Raw genomic sequence first — 26,680 nt, 5'->3', positions numbered from 1 at the left:
GCTATAACTGGCTGAATTGATTCTTCTTACTACATTATAGGATAAAACTTTTACCGAATGCTTAAATTATTAACTTTCTTTGATAAAGGTAAAATTTAGTATAAATATTGCAAATGCTATCATGAGAATAATTAAATAAAAAAATGGCTAATCATTATGTTAATAAATTATATATTTAGCGGATAATTCAGTTATCTTAATAGATAGTTTAATTTTTTTTATACTATAAATATATAGATTACTTTTCTTAAACCAGCGCTATCAATAAAACGCTTTTTATGTCTTTTTAGGCTTTGTTGAATAAATCGAACTTTTAGGTGATTGGCGGAGCTGATCGCTAAATTCGTTTCAACATCAGGTCCCCATGGCAAAGCAAAAGTTTAAAATTACCAACTGGCCCGCGTACAACAAGGCACTCAGACAACGCGGTTCCCTGACGGTCTGGCTTGATGAGTCGGCCATCGCTGGATGGACTGACAGTTCTTCGCCTGAAGGTCGTGGCCGGCCGCTTTACTACAGCGATATGGCTGTTACCACTGTCCTGATGATGAAGCGTGTGTTTAACCTGTCGCTCCGGGCATTACAGGGCTTCGTTGATTCGATTTTTAAACTCATGTCTTTGCCGCTGTGCTGTCCGGACTACTCGCTGGTCAGCAGACGAGCAAAGAGCGTCAACATCAGCATAAAAACGCCAACGCGTGGTGAAATCTCGCATCTGGTCATCGACAGTACCGGTCTGAAGGTCTTTGGCGAAGGTGAATGGAAAGTCAGGCAGCATGGGGCTGACAGACGAAGAGTGTGGCGCAAGCTTCATCTGGCAGCAGACAGTGTGAATCATGAGATTATCTGTGCCGACTTATCGCTCAGCGGAACGACAGATGCGCAGGCACTGCCGGGCCTGATTAACCAAACCCACCGGAAAATCAGGGAAGTGTCAGCAGACGGTGCTTATGACGCCTGTTACTGCCAAGATGCGTTGCTAAGAAAGAAAATCAGGCCCCTTATCCCGCCGCGAAGCGGAGCGAAATACTGGCCGGACAAGTACCATGAACGTAACCATGCGGTGGCGAATCAGCGTCTGAGCAGGAGTAATGATATGTGGAAAAAGAAAGTGGGTTATCACCGGCGTTCAGTGGCAGAAACAGCGATGTTCCGCATAAAAACTTTGCTGGGTGGCCATCTGAGGCTGCGTGACTATGAGGCTCAGGTAGGTGAAGCAATGGCGATGGTCAAAGCGCTGAACCGTATGACGTTGTTGGGTATGCCACACAGCGTCAGGATCGGATAACAGGTGTAGCAGAGGGAGCCATCCTGGCGGCTAATTCTGATTTATTCAACAAAGCCGTCTTTTTAATATAGCTAACTTTATCTATAAAAATTTTTAACTTTTAATTAAAAACTGTCCGATTAATTTACACCTCCGATTTGCACTTCCCATAAAATATTCCTTATAAGTCAGTTAGTTACATCGAAAAACGCATATATAAACTTAACACCACTAGTGTACAAAAAATTACAGAGAAGGCAAAATATAATAGGCATTATTACCGATAGTGGAAATCGAAAAATAGTATCGCTAGATAGAAATATTTTAGTAATTTTAAATATAGGATCTGCGAGTAAATGAAATAATGGAGAAAAAATGTTAGAAATATTCGATGTGAACTACAACCTTTTGACTGAAAAAAATCAAAAGAATTATTTACGCTAAGAAAAGAAACATTTAAAGATCGCCTTAACTGGGCAGTTAATTGTATTAATGGTATGGAGTTTGATGAATATGATAATGACAAAGCTAACTATCTATTTGGCGTAAGAAGTAACACCATCATCTGTAGTGTTAGATTTATTGAAATGCAATTTCCTAATATGATCACAGGCACATTTGCCCCTTTTTTTAAGCATCTCAATCTCCCTAAAGTAAACTATATTGAATCAAGCCCTTTTTCGTGGCCAAAGACCGAACAAAAGATCTAAATTGCGACAAACATCCTGTCTTTTTTATACTATGTCTAGTAGCAATGATTAATTATGCGCAAAAAGGCGATTATGATGGGATTCTTACTATTATCAGCCATGGTATGTTAAAAGTAGTAGAGCGATCCGGTTGGGAGGTTTCAATCATCGAACAAGGTTTATCAGAGAAAAATGAAAAAGTTTATCTACTGCTTTTGCCTATAGATTCTAAAAATCAAAATAAGCTAATTGGAAAAATAAGGAGCCATTATGACAGACTTGTTAATAATAATTTAAAAAAATGGCCATTTATATATCCGTCATTCGGAGATAGGCGTAATGAGTTTTAATTCTACACCGAGTCTTATTGCATGCTTATGCTGAGCATTCATAACGCCTAATTTTTTCACAACACTGCCAATATAAAATTTTACTGTACCCAATTTTATACCTAGTATGGTTGCAATTTCCGCGTAAGTTTTTCCCATACTAGCCCAATATAAAATTTCATTTTCGCGGGGTGAAAAACAATCTTTTCCACTTGCTGGGTTCTGATAGTTTCGTCTAATCATCTCTCGATACAGAGAGGTGATTTTTTCATGAACATCAAGAAGAAGCATATGCAAATCATTTTTATGATCTTTTATCCTTTTTTCTATTTCCACAACTTCCGAACTGATCATGACAATTGATAACATAGCAAGGCGATTATTATAATCGTGTAATACAAAAGTATAGCCATTTACAACATTATAATCTTTTGAAATATTAAAAATTTTGGAGAAATCAACATTAGAATTGACAGACAAACTTTCGTCCTACTGAAAAGGAGAAACTCTATTAAGAGCAAAGATAACAACGGGATCTATTTGTTGATAATTCCTTTCCTTATATATCTCAACCCACTTATCTGGATAATTTGTTATCGCAAACATTTCCGCTGGATTTCTTTTATTCAGGATTATATATGCATACCTAAATTTCCCAAAAACAGCTAATTCTTTATCTAAGTAGTTTTGTATTACATTATTTATCGTATCATTATCAATAAAAACGCCTTTGACATCCAGTAATTCCCCCCAAAATACATAATAACCTCCGTGTCGGCTTTGTTGAATAAATCGAACTTTTAGGTGATTGGCGGAGCTGATCGCTAAATTCGTTTCAACATCAGGTCCCCATGGCAAAGCAAAAGTTTAAAATTACCAACTGGCCCGCGTACAACAAGGCACTCAGACAACGCGGTTCCCTGACGGTCTGGCTTGATGAGTCGGCCATCGCTGGATGGACTGACAGTTCTTCGCCTGAAGGTCGTGGCCGGCCGCTTTACTACAGCGATATGGCTGTTACCACTGTCCTGATGATGAAGCGTGTGTTTAACCTGTCGCTCCGGGCATTACAGGGCTTCGTTGATTCGATTTTTAAACTCATGTCTTTGCCGCTGTGCTGTCCGGACTACTCGCTGGTCAGCAGACGAGCAAAGAGCGTCAACATCAGCATAAAAACGCCAACGCGTGGTGAAATCTCGCATCTGGTCATCGACAGTACCGGTCTGAAGGTCTTTGGCGAAGGTGAATGGAAAGTCAGGCAGCATGGGGCTGACAGACGAAGAGTGTGGCGCAAGCTTCATCTGGCAGCAGACAGTGTGACTCATGAGATTATCTGTGCCGACTTATCGCTCAGCGGAACGACAGATGCGCAGGCACTGCCGGGCCTGATTAACCAAACCCACCGGAAAATCAGGGAAGTGTCAGCAGACGGTGCTTATGACGCCTGTTACTGCCACGATGCGTTGCTAAGAAAGAAAATCAGGCCCCTTATCCCGCCGCGAAGCGGAGCGAAATACTGGCCGGACAAGTACCATGAACGTAACCATGCGGTGGCGAATCAGCGTCTGAGCAGGAGTAATGATATGTGGAAAAAGAAAGTGAGTTATCACCGGCGTTCAGTGGCAGAAACAGCGATGTTCCGCATAAAAACTTTGCTGGGTGGCCATCTGAGGCTGCGTGACTATGAGGCTCAGGTAGGTGAAGCAATGGCGATGGTCAAAGCGCTGAACCGTATGACGTTGTTGGGTATGCCACACAGCGTCAGGATCGGATAACAGCTGTAGCAGAGGGAGCCATCCTGTCGGCTAATTCTGATTTATTCAACAAAGCCCTCTGTGTCAGGACAAAAGTATAGTACAAAACTAGACTTAAGTCTAACTACAATCGAAGCATAAAAAAGGGTAAAGTCACTATTAGATTTATATAAAAACAATAAAAAAACCTGACCTCATGTAAGGTCAGCCTGCCAAGTTGACCAACACCAGGGAAATTTATTTCTCAATATCATAAAGCCATATGGTCAGCAGAAGCAAGATGTCTCTGCTGGCTTTATAGCTTTTTTTAATCATAATTTGCCGCTAATAACTCACGTTTTCTTCGCAAGACTTTAATTTTTACTTATATATCAATATATTAACCTTAACAAAGAAATAAACTTTTGCTTACAAATTTATTTATAATTAAATCAATATATCGACTAATTAGCCATATTTCATTCTAAAAATCAGTTTAATCTATACCTCAATTGCTCTATAAATTTCATTTAGTTATATATCGAACATCCTACATATTAAAATTATCTAAGAATTTTACGATATAAAAACATTATGAATGGTTTATTCTTTATGAAAATAAATGTGCTAAATAAACAATATTTTTTCGATAGATGCTTATCATGATTGAATTTTTCAATATTCTGTCACTAATTAACAATATCTTTTTAAAAAAACAACACCATAGCAATACAAGTGCGTTATTTAGCCACGTTAACAATTTTAAAAACACCTTAATTTAATAAACTAGTATGATTTTGAGTACTGAATAGTGGCTTAATACTAATATTATTTGATTATATTTTTACTAAACTAATTTTTGATTAATTACATGAAAAACAATGACTATTCAACCAATTGGCTCGATACGATTTACTAACTCACGTAACTGCTGCGCTAACTGATCAACAGTTTTTTCTCCGGTAGCAGCTTCTACCGTTAAATTTTCCAAAGTATTGTCGTTATCTCGGATATTGATACCGTTGAGGTAGAGGAAAGTCATGGTCACAAAAAACGCGGTACGCTCATTGCCATCATTAAAAATGTGACCTCTGGCGATAGCAATCCAGTAAGTGGCAGCCAACTCAAAAATATCCGTAACACCGTCATAATGTGCACGATTTTGTACCCGGTAAATAAGAGCTTCTGCTCTGCTAGGATCCGGCATACCAGCAACGCCGGAAAGCCATTGCAATATACGGTCATGAAAAGCAATAACTTCCTGTGCGCGCTGACCCATATCATCGGTTTGTCAATGCCTCTACAGTATGCCCATGGCGCTGTATAATCACATCAAACTCCGCATCCAGCTTAGCGTTCTGGTATGCCTCGAATTCAGCCTTGCTGATAACTACTGCTGAACTTCCATCCCTGCGGGTGATTTCAACGGGTTCAACATGAGTGGCAGCATCAATCACTTCTGAGATATTGGCGCGGGCTTGAGTGGAAGTGTATGTACGCATGATATGTCTCCTAAAGTGTACATTTAAATTTTACGTCGAACATCTGTATAGTGCAACTATATGAAAAGAAATGAGTGATGGGGCCATTAGACATTGAAATTGACGTATATAATACTTGTTTATTTTTTTATTAGCTTGGAAAATAAAATATAGCTCACTACCGTCTGAGCATCTTACAAAGAGTTCTCCACTTCATATCCATGTTCTTTTTTATATGTCGTTCAGTTTTCACATATTTTATCGATTTTATTGAGGGTGTCCTTAAATTAGTGTACTTAAAACCAACTAAGTACCCTTTTAAGTACACCAATAATGTGCACTTTGGTGATATCATATGAAACTTGTTGAATTAAAAAAGCCAGTATTCGCACTGGCTTATTAGTATTAGTTGCAAGTTATGATATTTAGTGAATTTACTTGAGAATCTACTCGATGTTTTGAATCTGCTCACGCATTTGTTCTATTAATACTTTTAATTCAACAGCAGAATTAGTCACTTGCCTATTAATAGACTTTGAGGCCAAGGTATTAGCTTCACGATTAAACTCCTGCATCATAAAATCTAACCGACGGCCAACAGCTTCTTGTTTTGTAAGAATATTACGTGTTTCTTTGACATGAGCATCCAGCCTATCAAGCTCTTCTGCAACATCAATACGTTTCGCTAATATGAGAAGCTCTTGTTCTAATCGATTATTATCTATCTGAATTTCTGCCTCCTCTAATTTTATTTGTAAGCGCTCACTCTGCCATTTTAAAATTTCAGGCATTTGACGACGAACCGCTTGAATTTCCTGACAAACAGCATCTAGCCGTTGCTCAATCATTATTTTTAGCATCTTGCCTTCGCTTTCCCGATTGAGAATAAAATCATCTAAAGCAAGTTCTAATTCTTTAAGCAAATGCGTACAAATAACATCCAAATTCTGTTCTTGAGCCGACATAACACCAGGCCAGCGAAGAATTTCTAACGGATTAATTTCTCCTTCACTACTACTCTTTTTTACCCAGTTAGCAGTTCTAATCAATTGGTTAGCTAACTCTTCATTCAGTACTAATTCACTCTGTTGATGTGAACTAAGTTCAAAACGTAAACTACACTCTACTTTCCCTCGGGTTAATCTGGCACGTAGACGCTCACGGATAACAGGTTCCAGACTTCTAAATTGTTCCGGCAAGCGAATATAAGTTTCAAGATAACGTTGATTAACGGAACGCAGCTCCCAAGCCGAATTTCCCCATTCACTTTTTATATCTCGTCGTGCGAAAGCGGTCATACTATGGATCATATTTCGTTCCTATAAATAAAAATTAAATTATAACCTTGAGTGAAACCATAGGATAGGCATTCAATGTCGAAGAACGTATAATGCGCCACCAACATTGTTTAACTAAGGAGATAACACCATGCGTCCAGAGAATAGAGAAGCTAATCAGGTGCGCCCTATAAAAATCACCCGCCAATATACTAAACATGCCGAAGGCTCTGTTCTGATTGAATTTGGTGATACCAAAGTATTATGTAACGCCACAGTCGAAGAAGGCGTTCCCCGCTTTTTAAAAGGCCAATCACAAGGTTGGATAACAGCGGAATACGGTATGCTACCACGGGCAACAAATTCTCGTAATATACGCGAAGCCGCAAAAGGCAAACAAAAGGGTCGCACCATGGAGATACAACGCCTTATTGCCCGTTCTCTGCGTGCCGCCGTTGATTTAAAGCAATTAGGTGAATATACCATTACACTAGATTGTGATGTTATTCAGGCTGATGGAGGGACTCGTACCGCTGCAATTTCTGGTGCCTGTGTCGCTTTAACTGACGCATTAAATAAAATGGTCGCAGAAGGAAAATTGAAAAAAAGCCCACTTAAATCGATGGTTGCTGCGGTTTCTGTCGGCATAGTGGATGGCAAACCTATTTGTGATCTAGAATATATTGAAGACTCTGCCGCAGAAACAGATATGAATGTTGTCATGATGGATAATGGTAAAATGATCGAAATTCAAGGTACTGCCGAAGGTGAGCCATTTAGTCATGAAGAGCTGCTATCACTGCTTTCTTTAGCAAAAAATGGTTTACAAATTATTTTTACCGCCCAAAAAGAAGCATTAGAACAATAAATTTTAATCATCGGTTTAACGGTCTTTTTATAGCGATTAATTAAAGTGAGAATAAATTAAAGAGGACAATTTAATGAAAGGTTATCAGCGCGAATTTATTAAACTCGCCATGAAAAAAAAAGCATTGGAATTTGGTGAATTTACGTTGAAATCTGGTCGTAAGAGCCCCTATTTTTTCAATGCTGGCCTCTTTAATACAGGAAAAGATTTAGCTGCACTCGGTCATTTTTATGCCCAAGCGTTGATGGATCATAATCCTACTTGTGACATTATTTTTGGTCCGGCCTATAAAGGTATCCCGATCGTAACAACCATGGTAGTTGCACTATCTGAGCATTATAACTTCGATAAGCCTTACTGTTTTAATCGTAAAGAAGTTAAAAAACATGGGGAAGGTGGGGAATTAGTCGGTAGCCCATTAAAAGGAAACGTTGTGATCGTTGACGACGTTATTACAGCAGGAACTGCAATCAAAGAATCTGCAGAAATAATTAAGCGACATAAAGCTAAACTTAGTGCTGTTATATTAAGTCTAGATCGTCAGGAGAAAGGTGAAAAGAATCTATCCGCCGTCCAAGCAATCGAAAAAAAATTCAAATGCAAGGTATTTTCTATTATCACTTTGAATGATTTAATTAATTATTTAAGTGAAAATCCGAATATGTCAACCCATTTAGCTACTATGAAAGCTTATCGTGAGAATTACGGTATCACTCCCTCTGAACAAATAAAAAATTAGCAATTTTATTAACCCACTAACATAAAAAAAACTCCGCCCAAATATCAGGCGGAGTGAGTAGTAGAATTAATTATTGTAACTGCACCAAGATCATAGGCCAGCGTGCATCAAATTCTTTAGTTGGGCAATACCGAAATTCTGAACGTACAAAACGTGATAGCATCCCCTCACAAAACACTAATAATTGAGATGCTAATAAGCTCTCATCATAACTAAAACTTTGCTTATCACGTATTTTTCTTTCCTTTAAAACCTGTCTAAATTGCGCTTCGATACGTTCAAATAATTGGCTAATCCTATCTTGTAACTGAACTTGCTCAAACATCAACGCATGTGCCGTCATTATTCGTGTCAAGCCAGGATTTTTCTCTGCAAAACCGAGTATCAACATTAAAATCAACCGAATACGCCTAATGGTATCTTTTTCATCTTGCAGAATCAGATTAATCCGTGAAATTAAAGAATTTTCAATAAATTCAATAAGACTATCAAACATTTTTCCCTTACTAGGGAAATGTCGATAAAGTGCTGCTTCAGATACACCAACATGACTTGCCAACTTAGCTGTGGTAATGCGTTGACTACCATCACTCGTTTCCAACATTTGCGCAAGCACCTGCAAGATTTCCTCACGCCTGTTTTTCTTCTTTGTTATCTCTTTTCCTGCCATGGCGAAACAAGACCCCTGATAAAACAACAAAACAGACCACGCAATCCTTGCCTTTCATCATTTATAAAGCACAAAATTTAATAAATTTATAATATTTTATAAATAACAAGATTATTATTGACGACCTGAATGACCAAAACCACCGCTACCTCGTTTTGTCGTTTCAAAATCTTGTACCAGATCAAATTCAACTTGAACAATTGGTAAAAAAACCATTTGTGCTATACGCTCACCAGGTTCAATAGTAACACTTGTATCACCACGATTCCAGACTGAAACCTTCAATTCACCTTGATAATCAGAATCGATTAAACCGACTAAATTTCCTAATACAACACCATGTTTATGTCCTAAACCTGAACGAGGAAGAATGACTGCAGCTAATTGTTGATCTGCAATATGCACTGCTAATCCTATAGGTAATAGCTCAGTTTGACCTGGTTCTAATTGAATAGCCTGATCTAAGCAAGCTCGTAGATCTAACCCAGCAGATCCTTCTGTCGCATAAGTTGGCAACGGAAATTTATTTCCTACACGAGGATCAAGAATTTTAATGTCTATTTTTTTCTTCATAACGTTGAAGTATCTCATCGAGTAAACGGTGACCAAGCTCTAATTTATGGCTATGTGGTAAATGTATCTCTTTATCTTCCCAAAATAAATTCAAGGCATTGCTTTCTGAATTAAACCCATGATCAGCTAATGAAACATCATTTGCACAAATAAGATCCAGATTTTTTTGGGTACGCTTATTACGGGCATATTCTTCCACATTTTGTGTCTCTGCTGCAAATCCAACGACATAAGGACGCTTTTTAGTCAATTTACCAACACTTGCCACAATATCAGGATTTTTTACCAATGTCAGAGTAATTTCATCTGCCTGCTTTTTAATTTTTTCTTTTGTAAACTCTTTTGGTCGAGAATCAGCAACTGCGGCACATCCAATAAAAATATCTTGTTTATCAATTATATTATGTACTTGACTATACATTTCCAACGCGCTGACAACATTAATACGTTTAACGCCTGCAGGTGTTGGTAAATTAACTGGACCGGTAATAAGTGTTACATTAGCCCCTCGTGTTGCAGCAGCTTGTGCTATCGCGAAACCCATTTTCCCTGAACTATGATTAGTCACAAAACGAACGGGATCAATTTCTTCTTGTGTTGGCCCCGCAGTAATTGCTAAATGCAGGTTTACCATATCTAGCTTATGCAGAAAACTATTCTTAGCTAATTCAACAATAGCTAACGGCTCTAACATTCGACCAGGGCCAACATCACCACAAGCTTGACTACCTTCATCTGGGCCCCAAACTAAAACATGGCGTTCTTTAAGTATTGCAATATTTTGCTGAGTAATATTAGCGCGATACATTTGCTGATTCATTGCCGGTACGACAGCTATTGTTGCCTCTGAAGCTAAACAGACCGTTGTTAATAAATCATTCGCCATACCAACGGATAAACGAGCCAGCAAATCTGCAGTTGCAGGCGCTAAAATAATTAAATCTGCCCATTTAGCTAATTCAATATGACACATTGCAGCCTCTGCGGCAGGATCCAATAAATCATCAGCAACTGGATAGCCCGAAACAGCCTGTAGCGTCAACGGTGTAATAAAATATTTGGCGGCATTCGTCATTACCACACGTAGAATTGCACCATGGTCACGCAAACGACGAACTAATTCTGGTGTTTTATAAGCAGCAATACCACCACTAATGCCAAGTACGATATGTTTACCTGTAAGTTCTGCCATCATATATATCCAAATTCAAATGATGAGTCTACTGATATTACCATAAGCTGAAGTTTAGGTGAGAATACCATCAATTTTTATCTATAAAAAAACTTTTTTGCAAAACGCTCCGCAACTACGCTAGAAAATTTTGGCCCATATTTTGGCATGCTGTAACCTGTCAAAGCTACAAGGAAATAGACAGGAAAAACATATGGACGAAATAAATTATGCACTTCAACCTAGAGAAAAGCTTTTAGCTTATGGGGCATCATCATTAAGTGACCAAGAGCTTTTGGCCATTTTTCTTCTCACAGGATTGCCTGGATTTCCGGTTTTAATATTGGCTGAAAACTTATTAAAAGAATTTGGCTCGTTGCACAAACTATTAACTGCTGATTATCAACAATTTTCAGCGCACAAGGGATTAGGAGTTTGTAAGTATTCACAATTACAAGCGATTGGTGAAGTCGCTAAACGATTCTTTACACAACAACTTATTAATCAAAGTATTATGAGAAGTCCTAAGCACTTGAAAAAATATCTACTCGATTTTTATCTTGGACAGGATAGAGAAATTTTAAGGCAGGCGGTTAAAGTAAATACAGTATCCATTATTCTTGCACATAATCATCCTTCGGGTAACCAAGAGCCCAGTTTAGCGGATAAAATTGTCACCGAAAAAATTGCTAATGCTTGCCGTTTGATAGATATAAAATTGCTTGACCATTTTGTCTTCACTCATAAAAAATGCCTTTCATTTGTCGAACTTGGTCTACTCTAGTACCACACTTTGACTAATAAATAGCAACTTTATTAGTTCTGGGCTTGAGTGAAAGCGCTAGAGGGCGTATAATACGCCACCTTTTAGGATCTCGGGTTTGACAAGAAGAGCCTATCTCAGTGAGTTTTACTGAAGTTAAGTTATTTTTTATATTAAGAAAATTTGCTGAGATAGGCTTCCAAGTCTGACGAGGCAGTCATTCCCGATATAAAGCTCGAGCTGATTATATTTTTGGAGAAATAGACATGTCACGAGTCTGTCAAGTTACTGGTAAGCGCCCGATGAGTGGTAACAAACGCTCACACGCAATGAATGCAACTAAACGCCGCTTTCTGCCAAACCTGCACTCTCACCGTTTCTGGGTTGAATCTGAGAAACGTTTCGTAAAGCTTCGTGTGTCAGCAAAAGGCATGCGTATAATCGATAAACAAGGGATCGACGCAGTTCTTGCTGAGCTTCGCACCCGTGGTGAGAAATACTAAGGAGCTAAAGAATGGCTAAAGGTATTCGCGATAAAATTAAACTGGTTTCTTCTGAAGGTACAGGTCACTTCTATACTACAACGAAGAACAAACGTACTATGCCTGAAAAATTGGAAATGAAAAAATTCGATCCAGTTGTTCGTCAGCATGTGATTTATAAAGAAGCTAAAATTAAATAACTTCTTAATAAAAAACCCAGCGCAAGCTGGTTTTTTTATATAGTATTTTGGATATATAAAACAAAGGGCTTTGTTGAATAAATCGAACTTTTAGGTGATTGGCGGAGCTGATCGCTAAATTCGTTTCAACATCAGGTCCCCATGGCAAAGCAAAAGTTTAAAATTACCAACTGGCCCGCGTACAACAAGGCACTCAGACAACGCGGTTCCCTGACGGTCTGGCTTGATGAGTCGGCCATCGCTGGATGGACTGACAGTTCTTCGCCTGAAGGTCGTGGCCGGCCGCTTTACTACAGCGATATGGCTGTTACCACTGTCCTGATGATGAAGCGTGTGTTTAACCTGTCGCTCCGGGCATTACAGGGCTTCGTTGATTCGATTTTTAAACTCATGTCTTTGCCGCTGTGCTGTCCGGACTACTCGCTGGTCAGCAGACGAGCAAAGAGCGTCAACATCAGCATAAAAACGCCAACGCGTGGTGAAATCTCGCATCTGGTCATCGACAGTACCGGTCTGAAGGTCTTTGGCGAAGGTGAATGGAAAGTCAGGCAGCATGGGGCTGACAGACGAAGAGTGTGGCGCAAGCTTCATCTGGCAGCAGACAGTGTGACTCATGAGATTATCTGTGCCGACTTATCGCTCAGCGGAACGACAGATGCGCAGGCACTGCCGGGCCTGATTAACCAAACCCACCGGAAAATCAGGGAAGTGTCAGCAGACGGTGCTTATGACGCCTGTTACTGCCACGATGCGTTGCTAAGAAAGAAAATCAGGCCCCTTATCCCGCCGCGAAGCGGAGCGAAATACTGGCCGGACAAGTACCATGAACGTAACCATGCGGTGGCGAATCAGCGTCTGAGCAGGAGTAATGATATGTGGAAAAAGAAAGTGGGTTATCAACGGCGTTCAGTGGCAGAAACAGCGATGTTCCGCATAAAAACTTTGCTGGGTGGCCATCTGAGCCTGCGTGACTATGAGGCTCAGGTAGGTGAAGCAATGGCGATGGTCAAAGCGCTGAACCGTATGACGTTGTTGGGTATGCCACACAGCGTCAGGATCGGATAACAGCTGTAGCAGAGGGAGCCATCCTGGCGGCTAATTCTGATTTATTCAACAAAGCCGCATGAATCCACAACTCGTGACAAAGGGCATAAGTGGATGAAAACGCAATTAGGACAACTGAGTAACTAATAAATAGAATATTTTTTCGTATATTCTGCAAATACGTCGACAGGAATAGATAATAACGTTTGAATTAAAGATAGTTTGTAAATTATCCCATTACAATTATCAAATTGATATATAAAATATTTTCTTTTATAAAAGCACTTTTATGCCAAGTCATTGATACGTTAGTGTGGATTTGGCGTGAACGTGTTTTTTAATTTCATTAAAGCCTCTTTTTTTATCCAGCAATTATGTATAATGCCGCTATTAGCTAACAGCTGTACGCTGAAATTATTTTTTATAACTTTAGCATATATAACCTGTTGTCATTAAATAATTATATTTGGTAAATAAAAGTTCACTAAGGGAATATATTTTGACTATTGAGAATTTGCATTCTTATCATTTAGTTAACCAGTTTCAATAAAAGATTAATTCGCCAACTTTGGCTAAAAGAGTTGCTTTTAGAGAATGGTCAGCAGCTCATCAAAGACAATTAACATGGCAAGAAATTGGACAAAAAACAGAATCTATTTCTTTAGCATTACTTGAATTAGGCGTGAAAGCACAAGAAAATGTCGCTATTTGAATTTTGTCCTAAATTGACTGATATTATTGTTTTTAATGAAGATATTGATATTTCTGATTGCCCAAAAGCTTACCCTCTATCTGCATTAATAGCGAAATATTCAACCCTATTTTTGGCAGAATTGAAACAGCGGATTGCACAACATCAATTAAGTGATTTATTTACATTAATTTATACTTCAGGTACCACCGGTGAGCCGAAAGGTGTGATGCTTGATTATGCCAATATGGCGGCTCAACTTTATTTACATGATAAACGCTTAACATTAACTGAGTCAGATATTTCACTCTGTTTTTTACCACTTTCTCATGTTTTTGAGCGAGCTTGGAGTTTCTATGTTATGCATATTGGCGCACAAAATGTCTATTTAACAGATGCTCAAAGTGTTAGAGAAGCTATGGTTGTAGTAAAACCCACTGTGATGTGCGCGGTGCCTCGTTTTTATGAAAAAGTTTATGCTGCCATAAATCAGAAAGTTGCCAAAGCGTCTTGGCTTCGTAGACAGCTTTTCAATTGGGCGCTTAGTCAAGGTAAACGTCATGTAGCACTGGCTCAACAAGGACAAAAAGGCAATTGGTTGCACTGTTTTTTTTAGGCTATGTCTGCGTAAATTGTGGTTGTGGGCTAAACTGATCATGATTTCTTCCTACGATAGGTATACATCATGGACGCGATTCAGTTTGATCGCTGGATTTCCAAGCTTTCCAGCCTTAATAATGAGCAGCGGGAGCAGGTGAAAGCCTCTCTTTCAGTAGACAAACCTCTCCCGGATGTGTTGAGAACTACACCGAATAACTGCCTACATTGCCATCTGTGGGCATTACGACCGTGGGGATTCAGTAGTGGTCTTCCCCGCTATCGCTGCAAATACTGTGGTAAAACCTGTAACCCAATGACAGGTACGCCAATGGCCCGGTTACGAAAGCGGCATCTTTGGCTGGATTATGCTGATATGTTGATTCAGAGTCTGAGTGTACGCAAGGCCGCAACAGGCTGTGGCATAAACAAGGATACAGCGTTCCGCTGGCGACACTGATTTCTGAAGCAGATTGCCGGACATCAGGCAGTTCATGCGTCCGGTATCGTCGAAGCTGATGAAACCTTCTTCCTTGAGTCGTTCAAAGGGAATAGGGGACTTCCACGACCTCCTCGAAAACGGGGAGGAAAAGCCAGGTTGCGGGGGATATCCGCCGAGCAGATCCCCGTACTGGTGGTTCAGGATCGTAGCGGTCAACATGCCGACTTCCAGCTGGATAAACTTGACATTCGGCATGTCGGAGAGCGGTTAGCGCCCTTGATCGACGCGGATGCGATTCTTTGCACCGACAGTACGAAGATCTATGCCCACGTGGCCCGGGAACAGGGAATACCACATTGCCCGGTAAACCTCAGGCAGACGCGCAGGGTCAATGGACCTTTTCATATTCAGAATGTTAACGCCTACGACAGCAGACTGAAAAACTGGATGCGCTCGTTTCATGGGGTCGCCACCAGGTACCTTACGCATTATCTGGGCTGGAGACGCATACTTGAGTGCCATAAAATCCTAATCAATCCTGTGATTTTACTGCAAGAAGCCTTGGGCCTGTTCGATGTACAACATTTAACGCAGACATAGCTATATATTTTGTTATTGTTGATTGCTACAGAATTATATTCACGATATAGTTTAGCTGTTTATCTCAGGGCGGAGTGAAATTCTCCACCGGCGGTGATATTTATTCTGTTAATTGAATAATTAAGTCCGCGAGCGTTCCATTATAGCATTTTGTGATGGAAGTCAGCAGATCCAGTGAGATTCTGGAACCGACGGTTATAGTCCGGATGGGAGAGAATAACGATATCTGTAGTTTTGAGGCCTGCCAATTGTGTGCAGATTTTTAAGATACGGATTTGATTTTTTATACTCCCACGTTTGCCCTGGTTCTGGTAATTTAGTATTTATTGATGAGGTTTTACCATGAATCAGACGTCACTTTCCACGTATGGCAATCCGATCGAACGTATAGAACGTGCTCTTAAGGCATTACGTCAAGGTAAAGGTGTTATGGTACTTGACGACCAAGACCGTGAAAACGAGGGCGATATTATTTTTTCTGCTGAAACTATGACTGTTGAACAGATGGCATTAACTATCCGCCATGGCAGTGGAATTGTTTGTCTTTGTATAACGGAAGAACGCCGTAAGCAGCTAGCATTACCGATGATGGTTGAAGAAAATTCTAGTCAATTCCAAACCGCATTTACTATTACCATCGAGGCTTCTGAAGGTGTAACAACCGGCGTTTCAGCCAGTGATCGTTTAATGACTATCCGTAAAGCAATTGCCGATGATGCAAAACCGACCGATCTTAATCGGCCTGGACATGTTTTTCCGTTGAGAGCCCAAGAAGGAGGGGTATTGCAGCGTCGTGGTCATACCGAAGCTACCATTGATTTGGTGACTTTAGCCGGTTTTAAGCCAGCAGGTGTTTTATGTGAGTTAACAAATGACGATGGTACCATGGCCCGTATGCCAGAAGTACTTATCTTTGCCAAGCAACATGATATGCCGGTAATAACTATTGAGGATTTGGTAACTTATCGTCAGCAATTTCCCAAAAAAGCAGGTTAGCAGTTTGAATAAGCTATTTCTAGTGATTGAATTTTATCCTATCTGAGTTTTATGCTTAAACCAGTATGTTCAATACTGGAAAGTTTTCTCTCAAATTCCTGCCATATTGAAATATATCGCCATAATGGAAAACTATGGCGATTGAAGAATGATGCGTAAATTTGTTTTGCCGGTAAAACCGGATTGTTTCAATTGGCAGCTCTATATTATTTCAAATATTCCATCATGATCATCATATTTTAAAAGGAATTTTAAACATGAGTCAGATAGATAATTTGTTGGAAAAGCTTAAAAAATATTTTCATCGTCTTAGTGGTCCAAATTATGTTCGCCTAATGGATACTCCGCACGCTTGGGGAATCTCATTCGATGAACAAATTATGCCCCATTCTTTTAAGCGCCCGCAAGAGTTTGCGACAGCTATCATTGAGATAATCAAAAAAGCACGTTACCGCTGTGATATTTCTTCACTTAACAGCCCTGATGCTGATTGGCGTAAAATTATATTGCAGGCGATTGATAATGGGTTGTCAAAAAAATAGGGCGAACCAGACCAACTCAATTTCGTTTTCTTTTTGGTCAGTCGCCAACAGTATTTTTAAATGGAGTGTCGGCGGTAGAAACAGGTCCCTTTGATTACGTTGCTTTTAAAGATGAGCTATTAAAACTTATTCAATCACGAGCGCAAGATTGGGAATTAATGCCTGAAATTTGGATAAGTCGCTTGTTCCGCCTTGATGAAGGAATGACAATTCTTTTATAAAAAACCTTTTTCCGGATTTTCTGCCAATTAATGATACCAGAATGACCTGGAATCATACCAAGATCATTGCTGTTGATGGGATTGAATCTCTGGTAGGGGGGCATAATTTGAATATGGATTTATTCAGAAATTATCCTCCGGTGCATGATGTATCCGTTATTGTTTATGGAGCGGCAGCGCTTGATGCTCAGTGTTACTTAAATGAAATGTGGTTATGCAATAGTGATCTGCTCAAGAAAGAATATTTTGATGTAAAAAGTATGTCATGGCAGATTGGCAGTGAATTACAAGGAAAACTGGAAGATCCACTACAAGATCCAGTTGTGATGATGTCGGTAACCGAGCAGCAAAAATATCTGCTTCAGCTGCATGAAGATATTGATAATCAATGCGGAGCAAAGGGAGACGACTATAGTAAAATCGAAGAATATAAGCGAGCTGATAGGATATTGTCTGTTGGCAAATACTGGACTAGACCTAATATGAATACCGATTATCATCACGGCTCAGAAATTATGAAAGAACATCTGATTAAAAATGCCCGCTATATGATTAGGATCTCGCAGCAAGATTTAATTAGTGCATGGAAAAAAAGATGGGTTGATCATACTGTTTGCCGGTGGCTTATTGAAGCATTGCTTGCTAATAAATCATTACAACTCCATGTGGTTGTGTCTCCTTTGGATGCCGCCGCCGGGGCAGCGGGTGATCAATACTCTTTTGGCTCCGGTGCTGAACGAACCTTTGAATTGTTAAAATATTACATCACTCATGATCTTGATACCGATGAATTATTGCGTGATGAAAATGGCGATCTTGCTGATGCATTGAAGCAAGTATTGATAGCGCCCTTTTTTTTCACTGATAGGCTATCAGAACAGCAAACTACGGAGGGAAAAACCTATCAATGGCCGAATCTCGATTTGGCGGCATATACCGCCACGCTTAAGCAGCAGCCTCTGGCAAAAAAGCCGCCATTACGAGGTATAATTGGTAGTTCTCTTATGTCAACCATTGAAGGCAGTGGGTTTATTTACCCTAAGGTGCCGGCTGCTCCGGCAAATTATGCCAAGTTAATGATTATTGACGATGAACTATATGTTGTCGGCTCTGACAATCTTTATCCAGGTCATCTTTCTGAGTTTAATTATGTGGTAGAAGGCAAAAAGGCGGTGGAAGAATTAATTGCATAATATTGGCAGCAGGTATGGAAATACTCAAGTCCCCATGTTTTTCCCAAGTTAAATCAAGATTTGTATTGTTCATCTGGCAATGCCAATTAGACAAAAAATAGTTTGTAAATAATTAGCTGGCAATGGAATTTTACTTGTTTATTTTTCAACTCATTAGTCATAATAGTAAAAATAGCAAGATAATGATTGCTTTATCATTATCTTGTTCTTATGTTGCATGGATTAATTTAGAATAAGATGCGGGTAAAAGCGGGATAGATCTTGGGTAATTAATTGTTTGTCTTCTCGAATACCAATTCCTGCCGGTTGATCATTTACCAGCCAACTACCGATTAATGTATAGTTATTTTCAAATTTTGGTAGCGGATAAAATTGTTGAATAATCATCCCCTCTTCGCCATATGGACCATCTACTGAGGCAATTTTACGTTCATTATCGATGATACGAATATTTGCTCCTTCTCGTGAAAAAATAGGTTTGATTACATAGCTGTCCAGTTTTGGCGGATTAGCTTCTGCAAAAAAGGCCGGTAACAAATTGGGGTGATTAGGAAACATTTCCCATAGCATAGGTAGTAATGCTTTGTTAGAAATAATGCTTTTCCAAGCAGGTTCTAACCACCTTACGCCAGCATCTGCTAACTTAGTAGAAAAAATCTCTCTAAACATAAATTCCCAAGGATATAATTTAAACAGATTGCTAATAACTTGGTTATTAGGATCGGTAAACTTTCCTTTTTCACCTAAACCGATTTGATCAATATAGAGAAATTCGGTGGGAATATTGGCTTCGTGAGCACAGTCTTGTAGGTATTGTATGGTGCCGCGATCTTCGTCACTATCTTGGCAGCAGCTGAAATGTAACCAGTTAAAACCAAATGATTCACGCAAAAACGCAAAGCGTTCAATAAGTTGTTCTTGTATGCTATTAAATTGATCAGCATTTGCTGGCAAATTGCCAGCATTGATTTGATCTTCTAACCAAATCCACTGAAAAAATGCGGTTTCATATAAAGATGTTGGTGTATCTGCATTATTTTCTAATAATTTTGCAGGTCTTTTACCGTCATAAGCTAAATCCAATCGAGAATAAAGTGAAGGTTGGTTAGTTTTCCATGAGTGATTAACAAATTCCCAACAATGTTTAGGGATCTGAAATTTTATCAATAATTCCTCGTTACTAACCACTTTTTCGACCACTTGCAGGCACATTTGATGTAATTCAGCGGTGGTTGCTTCAAGATCTTCGATTTGTTGCATAGTAAATTGGTAATAGGCATTTTCACACCAGTAAGGTTCACCGTATAAGGTGTGAAAATGAAAACCAAATTCAGCTGCCTTTTCTTTCCAATCAGTGCGTTCAGTGATGGGCATCCTTATCATCGCTATCAACCTCCCATAGAACGCTGAGAAGGCGTTGTGGCACTTTGACGCTGCATGCGAGTCTGTTGTTTAGCGAATGATTCACCGAAACCGCCACGAGTGATAGTGGTGGTAGTTGCCGGTTTAGGAGCAAGAGCTGATGGAGGTACGGCCATAGTTCTACCTCCCGTTACAGCCGGTCCATAGTTTTTGCCACTAGCATCAACAAATTTTCCATTGGCGGGACTTGCAGGATTGCTTGAGCTAAAGAGAGGTTGCGCTGCAGGGGCTGGCGCAGCTGTACCACCACCCATTAGACGTCCCATCATGTAACCTGCCATTAATGGCATCCAGAAGCTACCACTTTGTCGACTAGCTTGATTTTCTGTCGCTAAACCAGCTTGAGCTTGAGATGCAGTTTGGGTTGTAGTTGTGGTTTGAGTGGGAGCCTGAGTACATTTTTCTTCCCCAAATTCGGCCACACAGTCTTCACGTGTCGCATATTTAGGTGCAGTTTTAGCCGCTTCCTGCAATGCATTTTTATAAGCCAGCGAACATTGTTCACTTTGAGCAGGGTTTTTTTGGGCACAATCCTCTGCGTTAGTATATAAAGAGACGGTTTCGTCGCTTTGCTCACAAGCGGACAACATAAATACCGTACTAATAGCTAGGGCAACAGGTGCTAAGCGGTAGACGCGCCAGCTTTTGCGAAAAGCACCTTGATTAATATTTTTCGTGCGCTTTATTTTCATCATCATTTACCTATCCTAAAGGTCAAAATAAAAATCGTGAAACTAGGATAGAATAGGGTAATTACGCTGGAAATTAAAGCATAAAACGGATAGAAAGATGGCTATCAACCTGATTATTTATTTTAAGTGGTAAAAATACAACTTTTCTAATTAACTTTCGTTACAATAAAAAATACCCACAATATATGGGTATTAATAGTGGGTTATTTATTTAGTGTATTTGCGGAACACTCATCGGATTGATAATAGCATCCGGTGAGGTAGATAATGTTTTTCCTAAGCTACTATTTAAACGGAGCAGATCGCCTTCATTTAAAGTCCCACGGGCATACTGAATTTTCAGATCATTAATCAGATAATCATAACGTGCATTGGCTAAATTCTGTTTCGCCTGAAAAAGGGCTGTTGTTGCGTTTAATACATCCACGATAGTCAGAGTGCCGACCTGATAGCCTGCTTCCATCGCATCTAACGAACTTTGTGCTGAAACAACCAATTGTTGGTAGGCTTTAATGCTACTAATAGAAGAAATCACATTATTATAGGAAGAGCGTACTATCTGAATAACATTGCGATAAGTACTTTCAAGCTGTTCACTGGCACTAATATAACCATACTGTGCTTGCTCAATGCGTGAGTTAGTTCGGCCACCTGTATATAAAGGCACCCTCAACGTTAATCCGACACTATTTTGGCCAGTATAGCTAGGACCATTTCTATTCCATATTTGTTGATTAGCACTACCATGATACTGGGTGTTACTAACATCGGTTGACGCTTCTAATCCAAGGGTAGGTAAATGTCCTGATTGTTCATAACGAATATTTTCTCGCGCCAGATCTTGTGATAAACGGGCGCTAAGTAAACTTAAGTTGCGTGTTTCAGCATCTTTTAATAGCTTCTCTACTCGTGCGGGTGTCTGGGTACTGAAATGAGCAATATTTAAAGCCGCTAATTGACTGTAATAGATGCCGCTAACTTGACGTAACTTTTCCAGCGAATTTTCTAATTGATTACGGCTCGATACTTCTTGAGCTAATACGCTGTCATAATTAGCGCGGGCGTTTTGTACATCGGTAATCGCGACTAATCCTACGTTGAAACGTTGGGTTGTTTGATCTAACTGGCGATAAACGGCTTTTTTCTGTGCTTCAATATAGTCTAATAAGTCAATAGCACGGAATACGTCAAAATAAGCTGCGGCGGTCTCAAGAATTAATTTTTGCTGGTTAGTTTGATAAGTGACATCTGCAATACCGGCGGTTTTTTCCTGCATGTCTAACTGTTGCCATTTTGACATATCAAAGATGGTTTGGGTGAGTTTCAGATTGGCTCCAAGTTGGTTGTTCTCCGTGTCACGATTATCACGATAACCGCTGTTATAGGTGAAATTTGCGCCTAAACCTAATTGTGGTAGCAAAGGACTACGAGATTCATTAATTTTTTCAAATGCTTGATTACGTTCTGCTAGCGATTTACGTAAATCCGGATTACTTTCTTTTGCTTTCTGATAGACTTGCAATAAATTTTCAGCTTGCCCAGTGGCACTTAGTCCAACTAGGCTAATGGTGATAAAAAGAGAGATAAATTTTTTCATTCTGATTCCTTGATTATACAATTTTTTGCTTTAGTTATCTCAGAAAAACATGAACACCGCTAATTTTAGCAGAATATGTCATTATTCCATGGTAGCTGTTTGTGCCATCTATCATGTTAAATATGGCCAATGCTACATTATTGATAAGCTAATTTCCTTAAAAAACGTTATACAAGTCTCACTTTTTGTCAGTTAGTGCATATAAATTCAGAGAGTTTCTATGAGCGATAAAAAAAATTTACCTTTCAAGTTTAGCCAAAATAATGTGGAAATTACCGCTAAATTCGATCTTTATAATGGTTTTTTTCGTTTTGTTGAATACCGTTTTCGACATAAGTTGTTTAATGGTGGTTGGAGCCAGGAAATTCGGCGAGAAGTTTTGGAGCGGGGTAATGCTGGCGTTATTTTACCCTATGATCCCTGTCTTGATAAGGTAGTGTTAGTTGAACAAGTACGGATCCCGGCGATGGATACGAGCGAAACACCGTGGTTGTTAGAAGTTATTGCTGGCATGGTAGAACAAAATGAAAACTTAGAACAGCTAGTTCGTCGCGAAGCAAAAGAAGAAGCGGGTATTACCATTCAGCGTTGTTACTATGCTCTAAGTTATCTTACCAGCCCGTGGGTACAACTGAGCGTATTTATGTTCATATCGGTAAAATTGATGCATCTGCTATCAAACCCGGCAGTGTACATGGATTAAGCAGTGAAAATGAAGATATTCGTATCCATGTTGTTAGTCGTTAACAAGCTTATAAATGGATGGAGTTAGGGGTAATTGATAATGCGGCTACCGTAATCGCAATACAATGGTTACAATTAAATCATCTTAGGTTGAAAAATAACTGGTTGAAGAACTTAAAATAACGGTTTGTCATAACATGAAAAAGAAGTGTGTATCAGCCTACAGAGATTAATAAAGTATTAATGTTAAAATAACGTATAAAGTAGGTAGAAACTAAGGAAATTGCTTGGATAGTCTGTTTAAATTAACAACAAAGCAAAAAAGACTGGTGAGGATCTTGCAAATTACCGATACTCACCTTTTTGCTAATGTTGATGATACTCTACTTGGCGTCAATACTTTTGGTAGTTTTCATGCAGTAATTGATGCAATTTTAGCGTGCCATGAAAATGTTGACTTGGTTGTTGCTACCGGTGATTTGGTTCAAGATCAATCGGCATCAGCTTATCAGCATTTTGCGGAAGGGATCAAACGGTTATCTGCTCCTTGTGTTTGGTTGCCTGGCAATCATGATTATCAACCGGCAATGGTTGCTACTTTAGCACAAGCAGGAATTTTACCCTCTAAGCAGGTGCTAATTAATGATAATTGGCAAATCCTAATGTTGGACAGCCAAATTCAAGGTGTTGTGCATGGAAAATTATCTAAGCAACAGTTGTTATGGATGAAACGCTGTTTTGATGCATACAGGGAGCGTAGTCATTTACTAATGTTACATCATCATTCTTTGCCTTCGGGTTGTACCTGGCTTGATCAACATAGCTTGCGTAACTCTCATATTTTGGCTGACTATTTAAATCAATATCAACAAGTTAAAGCGATTTTATGTGGGCATATTCACCAAGAAATAGATGAATATTGGCAAGGGGTTCGTATGATGGCAACACCATCAACCTGTATACAATTTAAACCTCATTGTACTAATTTCACATTAGATACAATGGCACCGGGGTGGCGTTATCTTGATCTTTCTATCAATGATAACGGTGAAAATGTGTTGGATACACAAGTTTTCAGATTGGATAGTGATAAATTTCGCCCAGATTTCGACTCAGGTGGTTATTAATGTCAACATTAATTTATATAGATGGTTTTAATAGTTCCCCTTATCGCAGAAGTCAAATAGCTTAAAAACTTGGCTAGAGCGACAACATCCAGCAGTTAATATGTTGATACCCCAGCTTCCTTGTTATCCAGCAGAAGCGATTGAGTTATTACATAATCTCGTAGCAGCCCATGCGGGAGAGCAGATTGGGTTGTTAGGTTCTTCATTGGGCGGTTATTTTGCTATTTGGTTATCGCAGAAATTTAATTTACCCGCTGTGGTTGTCAATCCAGCGGTACGTCCTTTTGATTTGTTTGAGCAGTATTTAGGTGAGCAAGTCAATCCTTATACAAAGGAACGCTACATTTTACAATCCCACCATTTAATGAACTACAAGCAATACAAATTGATGCATTAACCGCGCCTGATTTGATTTGGCTATTACAATAAACAGGTGATGAAATATTGGACTATCGTCAAGCTGTTACCTTATCTTATGGAGTGTAAGCAAACAATAGCGCCAGGAGGTAACCATGCTTTTGTTGGATTTGACTACTATTTTCCACAAATTATGCGTTTTTTAGCTTTGGCAAAGACAAAATAAGTAAAAAATTATCCAAAATAGCTAAATGACTGTTATTATCATCAGTATCTAAGCATTTATTTGCCTAATTAATCGTCAATTACCGCAGAAAATAATATGACTCAATCTAGTTATAATGCAGAGGCAATCGAGGTCCTCAGTGGTTTAGAACCTGTACGTCGTCGCCCAGGCATGTACACCTATACTTCTCGACCAAATCACCTGGCACAGGAAGTAATTGATAATAGCGTGGATGAGGCGCTTGCCGGTTATGCTAAACGTATCGATGTAATCTTGTATGAAGATCAGTCACTGGAAGTGATTGATGATGGCCGAGGTATGCCGGTTGATATTCATCCAGAAAAGAAGGTACCGGCTGTAGAGCTGATTTTGGGGCAGTTACATGCCGGGGGAAAATTTTCTAATAAAAATTATCAATTTTCTGGCGGGCTACATGGTGTTGGTATTTCAGTGGTCAATGCATTATCAAAACGTATTGAAGTAACTGTTAGTCGTGATAGCCAAATATACCGAATTGCTTTTGAAAATGGTGAAAAAGTTCAGGAACTTGAGGTTATTGGTAGTTGTGCTAAACGCACGACCGGTACCGGTGTCCGTTTTTGGCCTGATAGCCATTTTTTTGACAACCCACGCTTTTCCATTTCGCGTTTAGTGCACGTATTAAAAGCCAAGGCTGTGCTATGCCCTGGTGTTGAAATCGTCTTTAAGGATAAAATAAATAATACTGAGCAGACATGGCGTTATAACGATGGCTTGACCGACTATATAATGGAAGCAATGAACGGCTTAGTGACTTTACCTGAGAAAGCGTTTGTTGGTAATTTTGCCGGCCAAATAGAAATGGTCGATTGGGCTCTGCTTTGGTTACCAGAAGGTGGAGAACTATTAACCGAAAGTTATGTTAACCTTATTCCAACCCCACAGGGGGGTACCCATGTTAATGGGTTACGCCAGGGCTTACTGGATGCGATGAGGGAGTTTTGTGAATACCGTAATTTACTTCCGCGCGGTGTTAAATTGACAGGTGATGATATTTGGGAACGCTGTGCTTATGTCTTATCAGTCAAAATGCAAGATCCACAATTTGCCGGCCAAACCAAAGAACGTCTTTCTTCTCGCCAGAGTGCTGCGTTTGTTTCCGGTGTAGTAAAAGATGCTTTTAGTTTGTGGTTAAACCAAAATGTTCAAGAAGCTGAGCAATTAGCGGAACTCACCATTTCAAGTGCACACAGGCGTCTGCGAGCAGCGAAAAAAGTCGTGCGCAAGAAACTGACCAGCGGGCCTGCGTTACCCGGCAAGTTAGCTGGTTGTACTTCTCAAGATCTTAATTTTACTGAGCTATTTTTAGTTGAAGGAGATTCAGCCGGCGGCTCGGCTAAGCAGGCTCGTGATCGAGAATCTCAGGCGATTATGCCGCTAAGAGGGAAAATATTGAATACTTGGGAAGTCTCTTCCGATGAGGTTTTAGCTTCACAGGAAGTCCATGATATTTCAGTAGCTATTGGTATTGATCCAGACAGCGATGATCTTAGCCAACTCCGTTACGGTAAGATTTGTGTGCTTGCCGATGCAGATTCAGATGGATTGCATATTGCAACTTTACTCTGCGCGCTTTTTGTTCGCCACTTTTCCGCTTTAGTAAAAGCAGGCCATATTTATATTGCTATGCCACCCTTATACCGTATTGATCTAGGTAAAGAAGTCTATTATGCGCTCGATGAAGGTGAAAAAACCGCGGTTCTCGACAGACTAAGCTATAAGCGTGGCAAACCGAATGTCCAGCGTTTTAAAGGGTTAGGCGAAATGAATCCGACTCAATTACGTGAAACCACACTTGATCCCAATACACGACGTTTAGTGCAGCTCATTATTAATGATGAGAATTATCAAGAAACACTAGCGATGATGGATATGTTATTGGCGAAAAAACGGGCAGAAGATCGTCGAAATTGGTTACAAGATAAAGGCGATGCGATAGAAATTGAAGTGTAATCGATACTGTTAACC

At 39.6% G+C, this 26,680-nt stretch carries 26 protein-coding genes, 6 pseudogenes and 1 riboswitch; of the genes and pseudogenes, 20 read left to right on the top strand and 12 right to left on the bottom strand.

Features of this window, described 5'->3' with window-relative positions:
- Window positions 1-218 precede the first annotated feature (218 nt).
- Entirely contained in the window at window positions 219-371 is a 153-nt protein-coding gene (locus tag E3U36_RS08680) for a hypothetical protein (protein ID WP_180816266.1), read from the bottom strand.
- Here E3U36_RS08680 and E3U36_RS08675 point away from each other — a divergent pair.
- Together E3U36_RS08675 and E3U36_RS08670 are read left to right on the top strand one after the other, a co-directional pair.
- Window positions 365-1,288, top strand: coding sequence for an IS5 family transposase (locus E3U36_RS08675; protein ID WP_180816102.1), 924 nt, complete (start codon window positions 365-367; stop codon window positions 1,286-1,288). The two genes, E3U36_RS08680 and E3U36_RS08675, sit on opposite strands and share 7 nt — an antisense overlap.
- Window positions 1,289-1,642: 354 nt before the next feature.
- A pseudogene (locus E3U36_RS08670) lies at window positions 1,643-2,306 on the top strand (acyl-homoserine-lactone synthase).
- Here the strand turns inward: E3U36_RS08670 and E3U36_RS08665 are convergent.
- A pseudogene (locus E3U36_RS08665) lies at window positions 2,277-3,026 on the bottom strand (helix-turn-helix transcriptional regulator). The pseudogenes E3U36_RS08670 and E3U36_RS08665 overlap by 30 nt on opposite strands.
- A gap of 110 nt (window positions 3,027-3,136) precedes the next feature.
- On the opposite strand from E3U36_RS08665, the gene E3U36_RS08660 reads away from it, so the two are divergent.
- On the top strand, window positions 3,137-4,060 hold the full coding sequence (locus E3U36_RS08660) for an IS5 family transposase (protein WP_180816265.1): 924 nt from the start codon (window positions 3,137-3,139) through the stop codon (window positions 4,058-4,060).
- Window positions 4,061-4,907: 847 nt separating this feature from the next.
- Here E3U36_RS08660 and E3U36_RS08655 read toward each other — a convergent pair.
- The 3 genes and pseudogenes from E3U36_RS08655 to E3U36_RS08645 form a co-directional block, all read right to left on the bottom strand.
- Window positions 4,908-5,302 (bottom strand): annotated as a pseudogene (locus E3U36_RS08655) (type II toxin-antitoxin system death-on-curing family toxin).
- Complete coding sequence (locus E3U36_RS08650; RefSeq protein WP_180816263.1) at window positions 5,299-5,520, bottom strand: type II toxin-antitoxin system Phd/YefM family antitoxin; 222 nt, start codon at window positions 5,518-5,520, stop codon at window positions 5,299-5,301. Before E3U36_RS08650 ends, E3U36_RS08655 begins: the two are co-directional and overlap by 4 nt.
- Before the next feature lie 425 nt (window positions 5,521-5,945).
- On the bottom strand, window positions 5,946-6,809 hold the full coding sequence (locus E3U36_RS08645) for a YicC/YloC family endoribonuclease (protein WP_180816262.1): 864 nt from the start codon (window positions 6,807-6,809) through the stop codon (window positions 5,946-5,948).
- A 118-nt stretch (window positions 6,810-6,927) separates the two neighbouring features.
- On the opposite strand from E3U36_RS08645, the gene rph reads away from it, so the two are divergent.
- Together rph and pyrE are read left to right on the top strand one after the other, a co-directional pair.
- Window positions 6,928-7,644, top strand: a complete 717-nt coding sequence (gene rph / locus E3U36_RS08640; RefSeq protein WP_180816261.1) for a ribonuclease PH — start codon at window positions 6,928-6,930, stop codon at window positions 7,642-7,644.
- Between the two features lie 73 nt (window positions 7,645-7,717).
- Complete coding sequence (gene pyrE / locus E3U36_RS08635) at window positions 7,718-8,383, top strand: orotate phosphoribosyltransferase (protein WP_180816260.1); 666 nt, start codon at window positions 7,718-7,720, stop codon at window positions 8,381-8,383.
- Between the two features lie 70 nt (window positions 8,384-8,453).
- On the opposite strand, the gene slmA is transcribed toward pyrE, so the two are convergent.
- The 3 genes from slmA to coaBC form a co-directional block, all read right to left on the bottom strand.
- A complete protein-coding gene (gene slmA, locus E3U36_RS08630) occupies window positions 8,454-9,053 on the bottom strand; it encodes a nucleoid occlusion factor SlmA (protein WP_180816259.1) in 600 nt (199 codons plus the stop codon).
- 114 nt (window positions 9,054-9,167) lie between these two features.
- Window positions 9,168-9,626, bottom strand: coding sequence for a dUTP diphosphatase (gene dut / locus E3U36_RS08625; RefSeq protein WP_180816258.1), 459 nt, complete (start codon window positions 9,624-9,626; stop codon window positions 9,168-9,170).
- Window positions 9,604-10,818, bottom strand: coding sequence for a bifunctional phosphopantothenoylcysteine decarboxylase/phosphopantothenate--cysteine ligase CoaBC (gene coaBC / locus E3U36_RS08620; RefSeq protein WP_180816257.1), 1,215 nt, complete (start codon window positions 10,816-10,818; stop codon window positions 9,604-9,606). Before coaBC ends, dut begins: the two co-directional genes overlap by 23 nt.
- Before the next feature lie 193 nt (window positions 10,819-11,011).
- On the opposite strand from coaBC, the gene E3U36_RS08615 reads away from it, so the two are divergent.
- The 3 genes from E3U36_RS08615 to rpmG all read left to right on the top strand — a co-directional run bounded on the left by E3U36_RS08615 (window position 11,012) and on the right by rpmG (window position 12,242).
- A complete protein-coding gene (locus E3U36_RS08615; protein ID WP_180816256.1) occupies window positions 11,012-11,581 on the top strand; it encodes a JAB domain-containing protein in 570 nt (189 codons plus the stop codon).
- Between the two features lie 245 nt (window positions 11,582-11,826).
- Window positions 11,827-12,063: a 50S ribosomal protein L28 gene (gene rpmB, locus E3U36_RS08610; RefSeq protein WP_032115801.1), complete on the top strand. Its 237-nt coding sequence runs from the start codon at window positions 11,827-11,829 to the stop codon at window positions 12,061-12,063.
- 11 nt (window positions 12,064-12,074) lie between these two features.
- Window positions 12,075-12,242, top strand: coding sequence for a 50S ribosomal protein L33 (gene rpmG / locus E3U36_RS08605; RefSeq protein ID WP_180816255.1), 168 nt, complete (start codon window positions 12,075-12,077; stop codon window positions 12,240-12,242).
- 4 nt (window positions 12,243-12,246) lie between these two features.
- Here rpmG and E3U36_RS08600 read toward each other — a convergent pair whose 3' ends face one another.
- Window positions 12,247-12,390, bottom strand: coding sequence for a hypothetical protein (locus E3U36_RS08600; RefSeq protein ID WP_180816254.1), 144 nt, complete (start codon window positions 12,388-12,390; stop codon window positions 12,247-12,249).
- Between E3U36_RS08600 and E3U36_RS08595 the strand changes: the two genes are divergently transcribed.
- The 8 genes and pseudogenes from E3U36_RS08595 (at window position 12,384) to E3U36_RS12730 (ending at window position 18,568) form a co-directional block, all read left to right on the top strand.
- A complete protein-coding gene (locus E3U36_RS08595; protein ID WP_180816253.1) occupies window positions 12,384-13,307 on the top strand; it encodes an IS5 family transposase in 924 nt (307 codons plus the stop codon). The genes E3U36_RS08600 and E3U36_RS08595 overlap by 7 nt on opposite strands.
- 547 nt (window positions 13,308-13,854) lie before the next feature.
- Window positions 13,855-13,998 carry a hypothetical protein gene (locus E3U36_RS12745; RefSeq protein WP_238337435.1) on the top strand — a complete coding sequence of 48 codons (144 nt, stop codon included), beginning with the start codon at window positions 13,855-13,857 and terminating at the stop codon, window positions 13,996-13,998.
- A gap of 13 nt (window positions 13,999-14,011) precedes the next feature.
- Window positions 14,012-14,593, top strand: a complete 582-nt coding sequence (locus tag E3U36_RS08590) for an AMP-binding protein (protein ID WP_238337434.1) — start codon at window positions 14,012-14,014, stop codon at window positions 14,591-14,593.
- Between the two features lie 69 nt (window positions 14,594-14,662).
- A pseudogene (locus E3U36_RS08585) lies at window positions 14,663-15,616 on the top strand (IS1595 family transposase).
- Between the two features lie 56 nt (window positions 15,617-15,672).
- A riboswitch (FMN riboswitch) is annotated at window positions 15,673-15,838 on the top strand.
- Between the two features lie 120 nt (window positions 15,839-15,958).
- Complete coding sequence (gene ribB, locus E3U36_RS08580; RefSeq protein ID WP_180816252.1) at window positions 15,959-16,612, top strand: 3,4-dihydroxy-2-butanone-4-phosphate synthase; 654 nt, start codon at window positions 15,959-15,961, stop codon at window positions 16,610-16,612.
- Window positions 16,613-16,887: 275 nt separating this feature from the next.
- Window positions 16,888-17,154, top strand: coding sequence for a phospholipase D-like domain-containing protein (locus tag E3U36_RS12740; RefSeq protein ID WP_238337433.1), 267 nt, complete (start codon window positions 16,888-16,890; stop codon window positions 17,152-17,154).
- Between the two features lie 65 nt (window positions 17,155-17,219).
- Window positions 17,220-17,375 (top strand): hypothetical protein, encoded by a 156-nt coding sequence (locus tag E3U36_RS12735; protein WP_238337432.1) that lies wholly within the window; start codon window positions 17,220-17,222, stop codon window positions 17,373-17,375.
- A gap of 41 nt (window positions 17,376-17,416) precedes the next feature.
- Window positions 17,417-18,568, top strand: a complete 1,152-nt coding sequence (locus E3U36_RS12730) for a phospholipase D-like domain-containing protein (protein ID WP_238337431.1) — start codon at window positions 17,417-17,419, stop codon at window positions 18,566-18,568.
- A gap of 222 nt (window positions 18,569-18,790) precedes the next feature.
- On the opposite strand, the gene E3U36_RS08570 is transcribed toward E3U36_RS12730, so the two are convergent.
- The 3 genes from E3U36_RS08570 to tolC all read right to left on the bottom strand — a co-directional run bounded on the left by E3U36_RS08570 (window position 18,791) and on the right by tolC (window position 22,279).
- Entirely contained in the window at window positions 18,791-19,951 is a 1,161-nt protein-coding gene (locus tag E3U36_RS08570) for a glutathionylspermidine synthase family protein (RefSeq protein ID WP_180817597.1), read from the bottom strand.
- 5 nt (window positions 19,952-19,956) lie between these two features.
- Entirely contained in the window at window positions 19,957-20,676 is a 720-nt protein-coding gene (locus E3U36_RS08565; RefSeq protein ID WP_180817596.1) for a DUF1190 family protein, read from the bottom strand.
- A 217-nt stretch (window positions 20,677-20,893) separates the two neighbouring features.
- Window positions 20,894-22,279, bottom strand: a complete 1,386-nt coding sequence (tolC, locus tag E3U36_RS08560) for an outer membrane channel protein TolC (protein ID WP_180816251.1) — start codon at window positions 22,277-22,279, stop codon at window positions 20,894-20,896.
- A 220-nt stretch (window positions 22,280-22,499) separates the two neighbouring features.
- Here tolC and nudF point away from each other — a divergent pair.
- From nudF to parE, 4 genes and pseudogenes are all read left to right on the top strand, one after another.
- A pseudogene (nudF, locus tag E3U36_RS08555) lies at window positions 22,500-23,146 on the top strand (ADP-ribose diphosphatase).
- A 104-nt stretch (window positions 23,147-23,250) separates the two neighbouring features.
- Window positions 23,251-24,090 (top strand): 3',5'-cyclic-AMP phosphodiesterase, encoded by an 840-nt coding sequence (gene cpdA / locus E3U36_RS08550; RefSeq protein WP_180816250.1) that lies wholly within the window; start codon window positions 23,251-23,253, stop codon window positions 24,088-24,090.
- Window positions 24,090-24,673: pseudogene (gene yqiA / locus E3U36_RS08545) on the top strand (esterase YqiA). Before cpdA ends, yqiA begins: the two are co-directional and overlap by 1 nt.
- A gap of 96 nt (window positions 24,674-24,769) precedes the next feature.
- On the top strand, window positions 24,770-26,665 hold the full coding sequence (gene parE, locus E3U36_RS08540; protein WP_180816249.1) for a DNA topoisomerase IV subunit B: 1,896 nt from the start codon (window positions 24,770-24,772) through the stop codon (window positions 26,663-26,665).
- The last annotated feature ends 15 nt before the right edge of the window (window positions 26,666-26,680 follow it).

Origin of the sequence: Arsenophonus endosymbiont of Aphis craccivora, from assembly GCF_013460135.1 — a bacterium.
GTDB lineage: Bacteria > Pseudomonadota > Gammaproteobacteria > Enterobacterales > Enterobacteriaceae > Arsenophonus > Arsenophonus nilaparvatae.
This window is presented reverse-complemented; position numbering and strand designations above follow the sequence as displayed.

Coding starts and splice junctions, on each gene's coding strand:
- E3U36_RS08675 (WP_180816102.1), top strand. CDS start 365: ATGGCAAAGCAAAAGTTTAAAATTACCAACTGGCCCGCGTACAACAAG.
- E3U36_RS08660 (WP_180816265.1), top strand. CDS start 3,137: ATGGCAAAGCAAAAGTTTAAAATTACCAACTGGCCCGCGTACAACAAG.
- E3U36_RS08650 (WP_180816263.1), bottom strand. CDS start 5,520: ATGCGTACATACACTTCCACTCAAGCCCGCGCCAATATCTCAGAAGTG.
- E3U36_RS08645 (WP_180816262.1), bottom strand. CDS start 6,809: ATGATCCATAGTATGACCGCTTTCGCACGACGAGATATAAAAAGTGAA.
- rph (WP_180816261.1), top strand. CDS start 6,928: ATGCGTCCAGAGAATAGAGAAGCTAATCAGGTGCGCCCTATAAAAATC.
- pyrE (WP_180816260.1), top strand. CDS start 7,718: ATGAAAGGTTATCAGCGCGAATTTATTAAACTCGCCATGAAAAAAAAA.
- slmA (WP_180816259.1), bottom strand. CDS start 9,053: ATGGCAGGAAAAGAGATAACAAAGAAGAAAAACAGGCGTGAGGAAATC.
- dut (WP_180816258.1), bottom strand. CDS start 9,626: ATGAAGAAAAAAATAGACATTAAAATTCTTGATCCTCGTGTAGGAAAT.
- coaBC (WP_180816257.1), bottom strand. CDS start 10,818: ATGGCAGAACTTACAGGTAAACATATCGTACTTGGCATTAGTGGTGGT.
- E3U36_RS08615 (WP_180816256.1), top strand. CDS start 11,012: ATGGACGAAATAAATTATGCACTTCAACCTAGAGAAAAGCTTTTAGCT.
- rpmB (WP_032115801.1), top strand. CDS start 11,827: ATGTCACGAGTCTGTCAAGTTACTGGTAAGCGCCCGATGAGTGGTAAC.
- rpmG (WP_180816255.1), top strand. CDS start 12,075: ATGGCTAAAGGTATTCGCGATAAAATTAAACTGGTTTCTTCTGAAGGT.
- E3U36_RS08595 (WP_180816253.1), top strand. CDS start 12,384: ATGGCAAAGCAAAAGTTTAAAATTACCAACTGGCCCGCGTACAACAAG.
- ribB (WP_180816252.1), top strand. CDS start 15,959: ATGAATCAGACGTCACTTTCCACGTATGGCAATCCGATCGAACGTATA.
- E3U36_RS12730 (WP_238337431.1), top strand. CDS start 17,417: ATGACCTGGAATCATACCAAGATCATTGCTGTTGATGGGATTGAATCT.
- E3U36_RS08570 (WP_180817597.1), bottom strand. CDS start 19,951: ATGATAAGGATGCCCATCACTGAACGCACTGATTGGAAAGAAAAGGCA.
- tolC (WP_180816251.1), bottom strand. CDS start 22,279: ATGAAAAAATTTATCTCTCTTTTTATCACCATTAGCCTAGTTGGACTA.
- parE (WP_180816249.1), top strand. CDS start 24,770: ATGACTCAATCTAGTTATAATGCAGAGGCAATCGAGGTCCTCAGTGGT.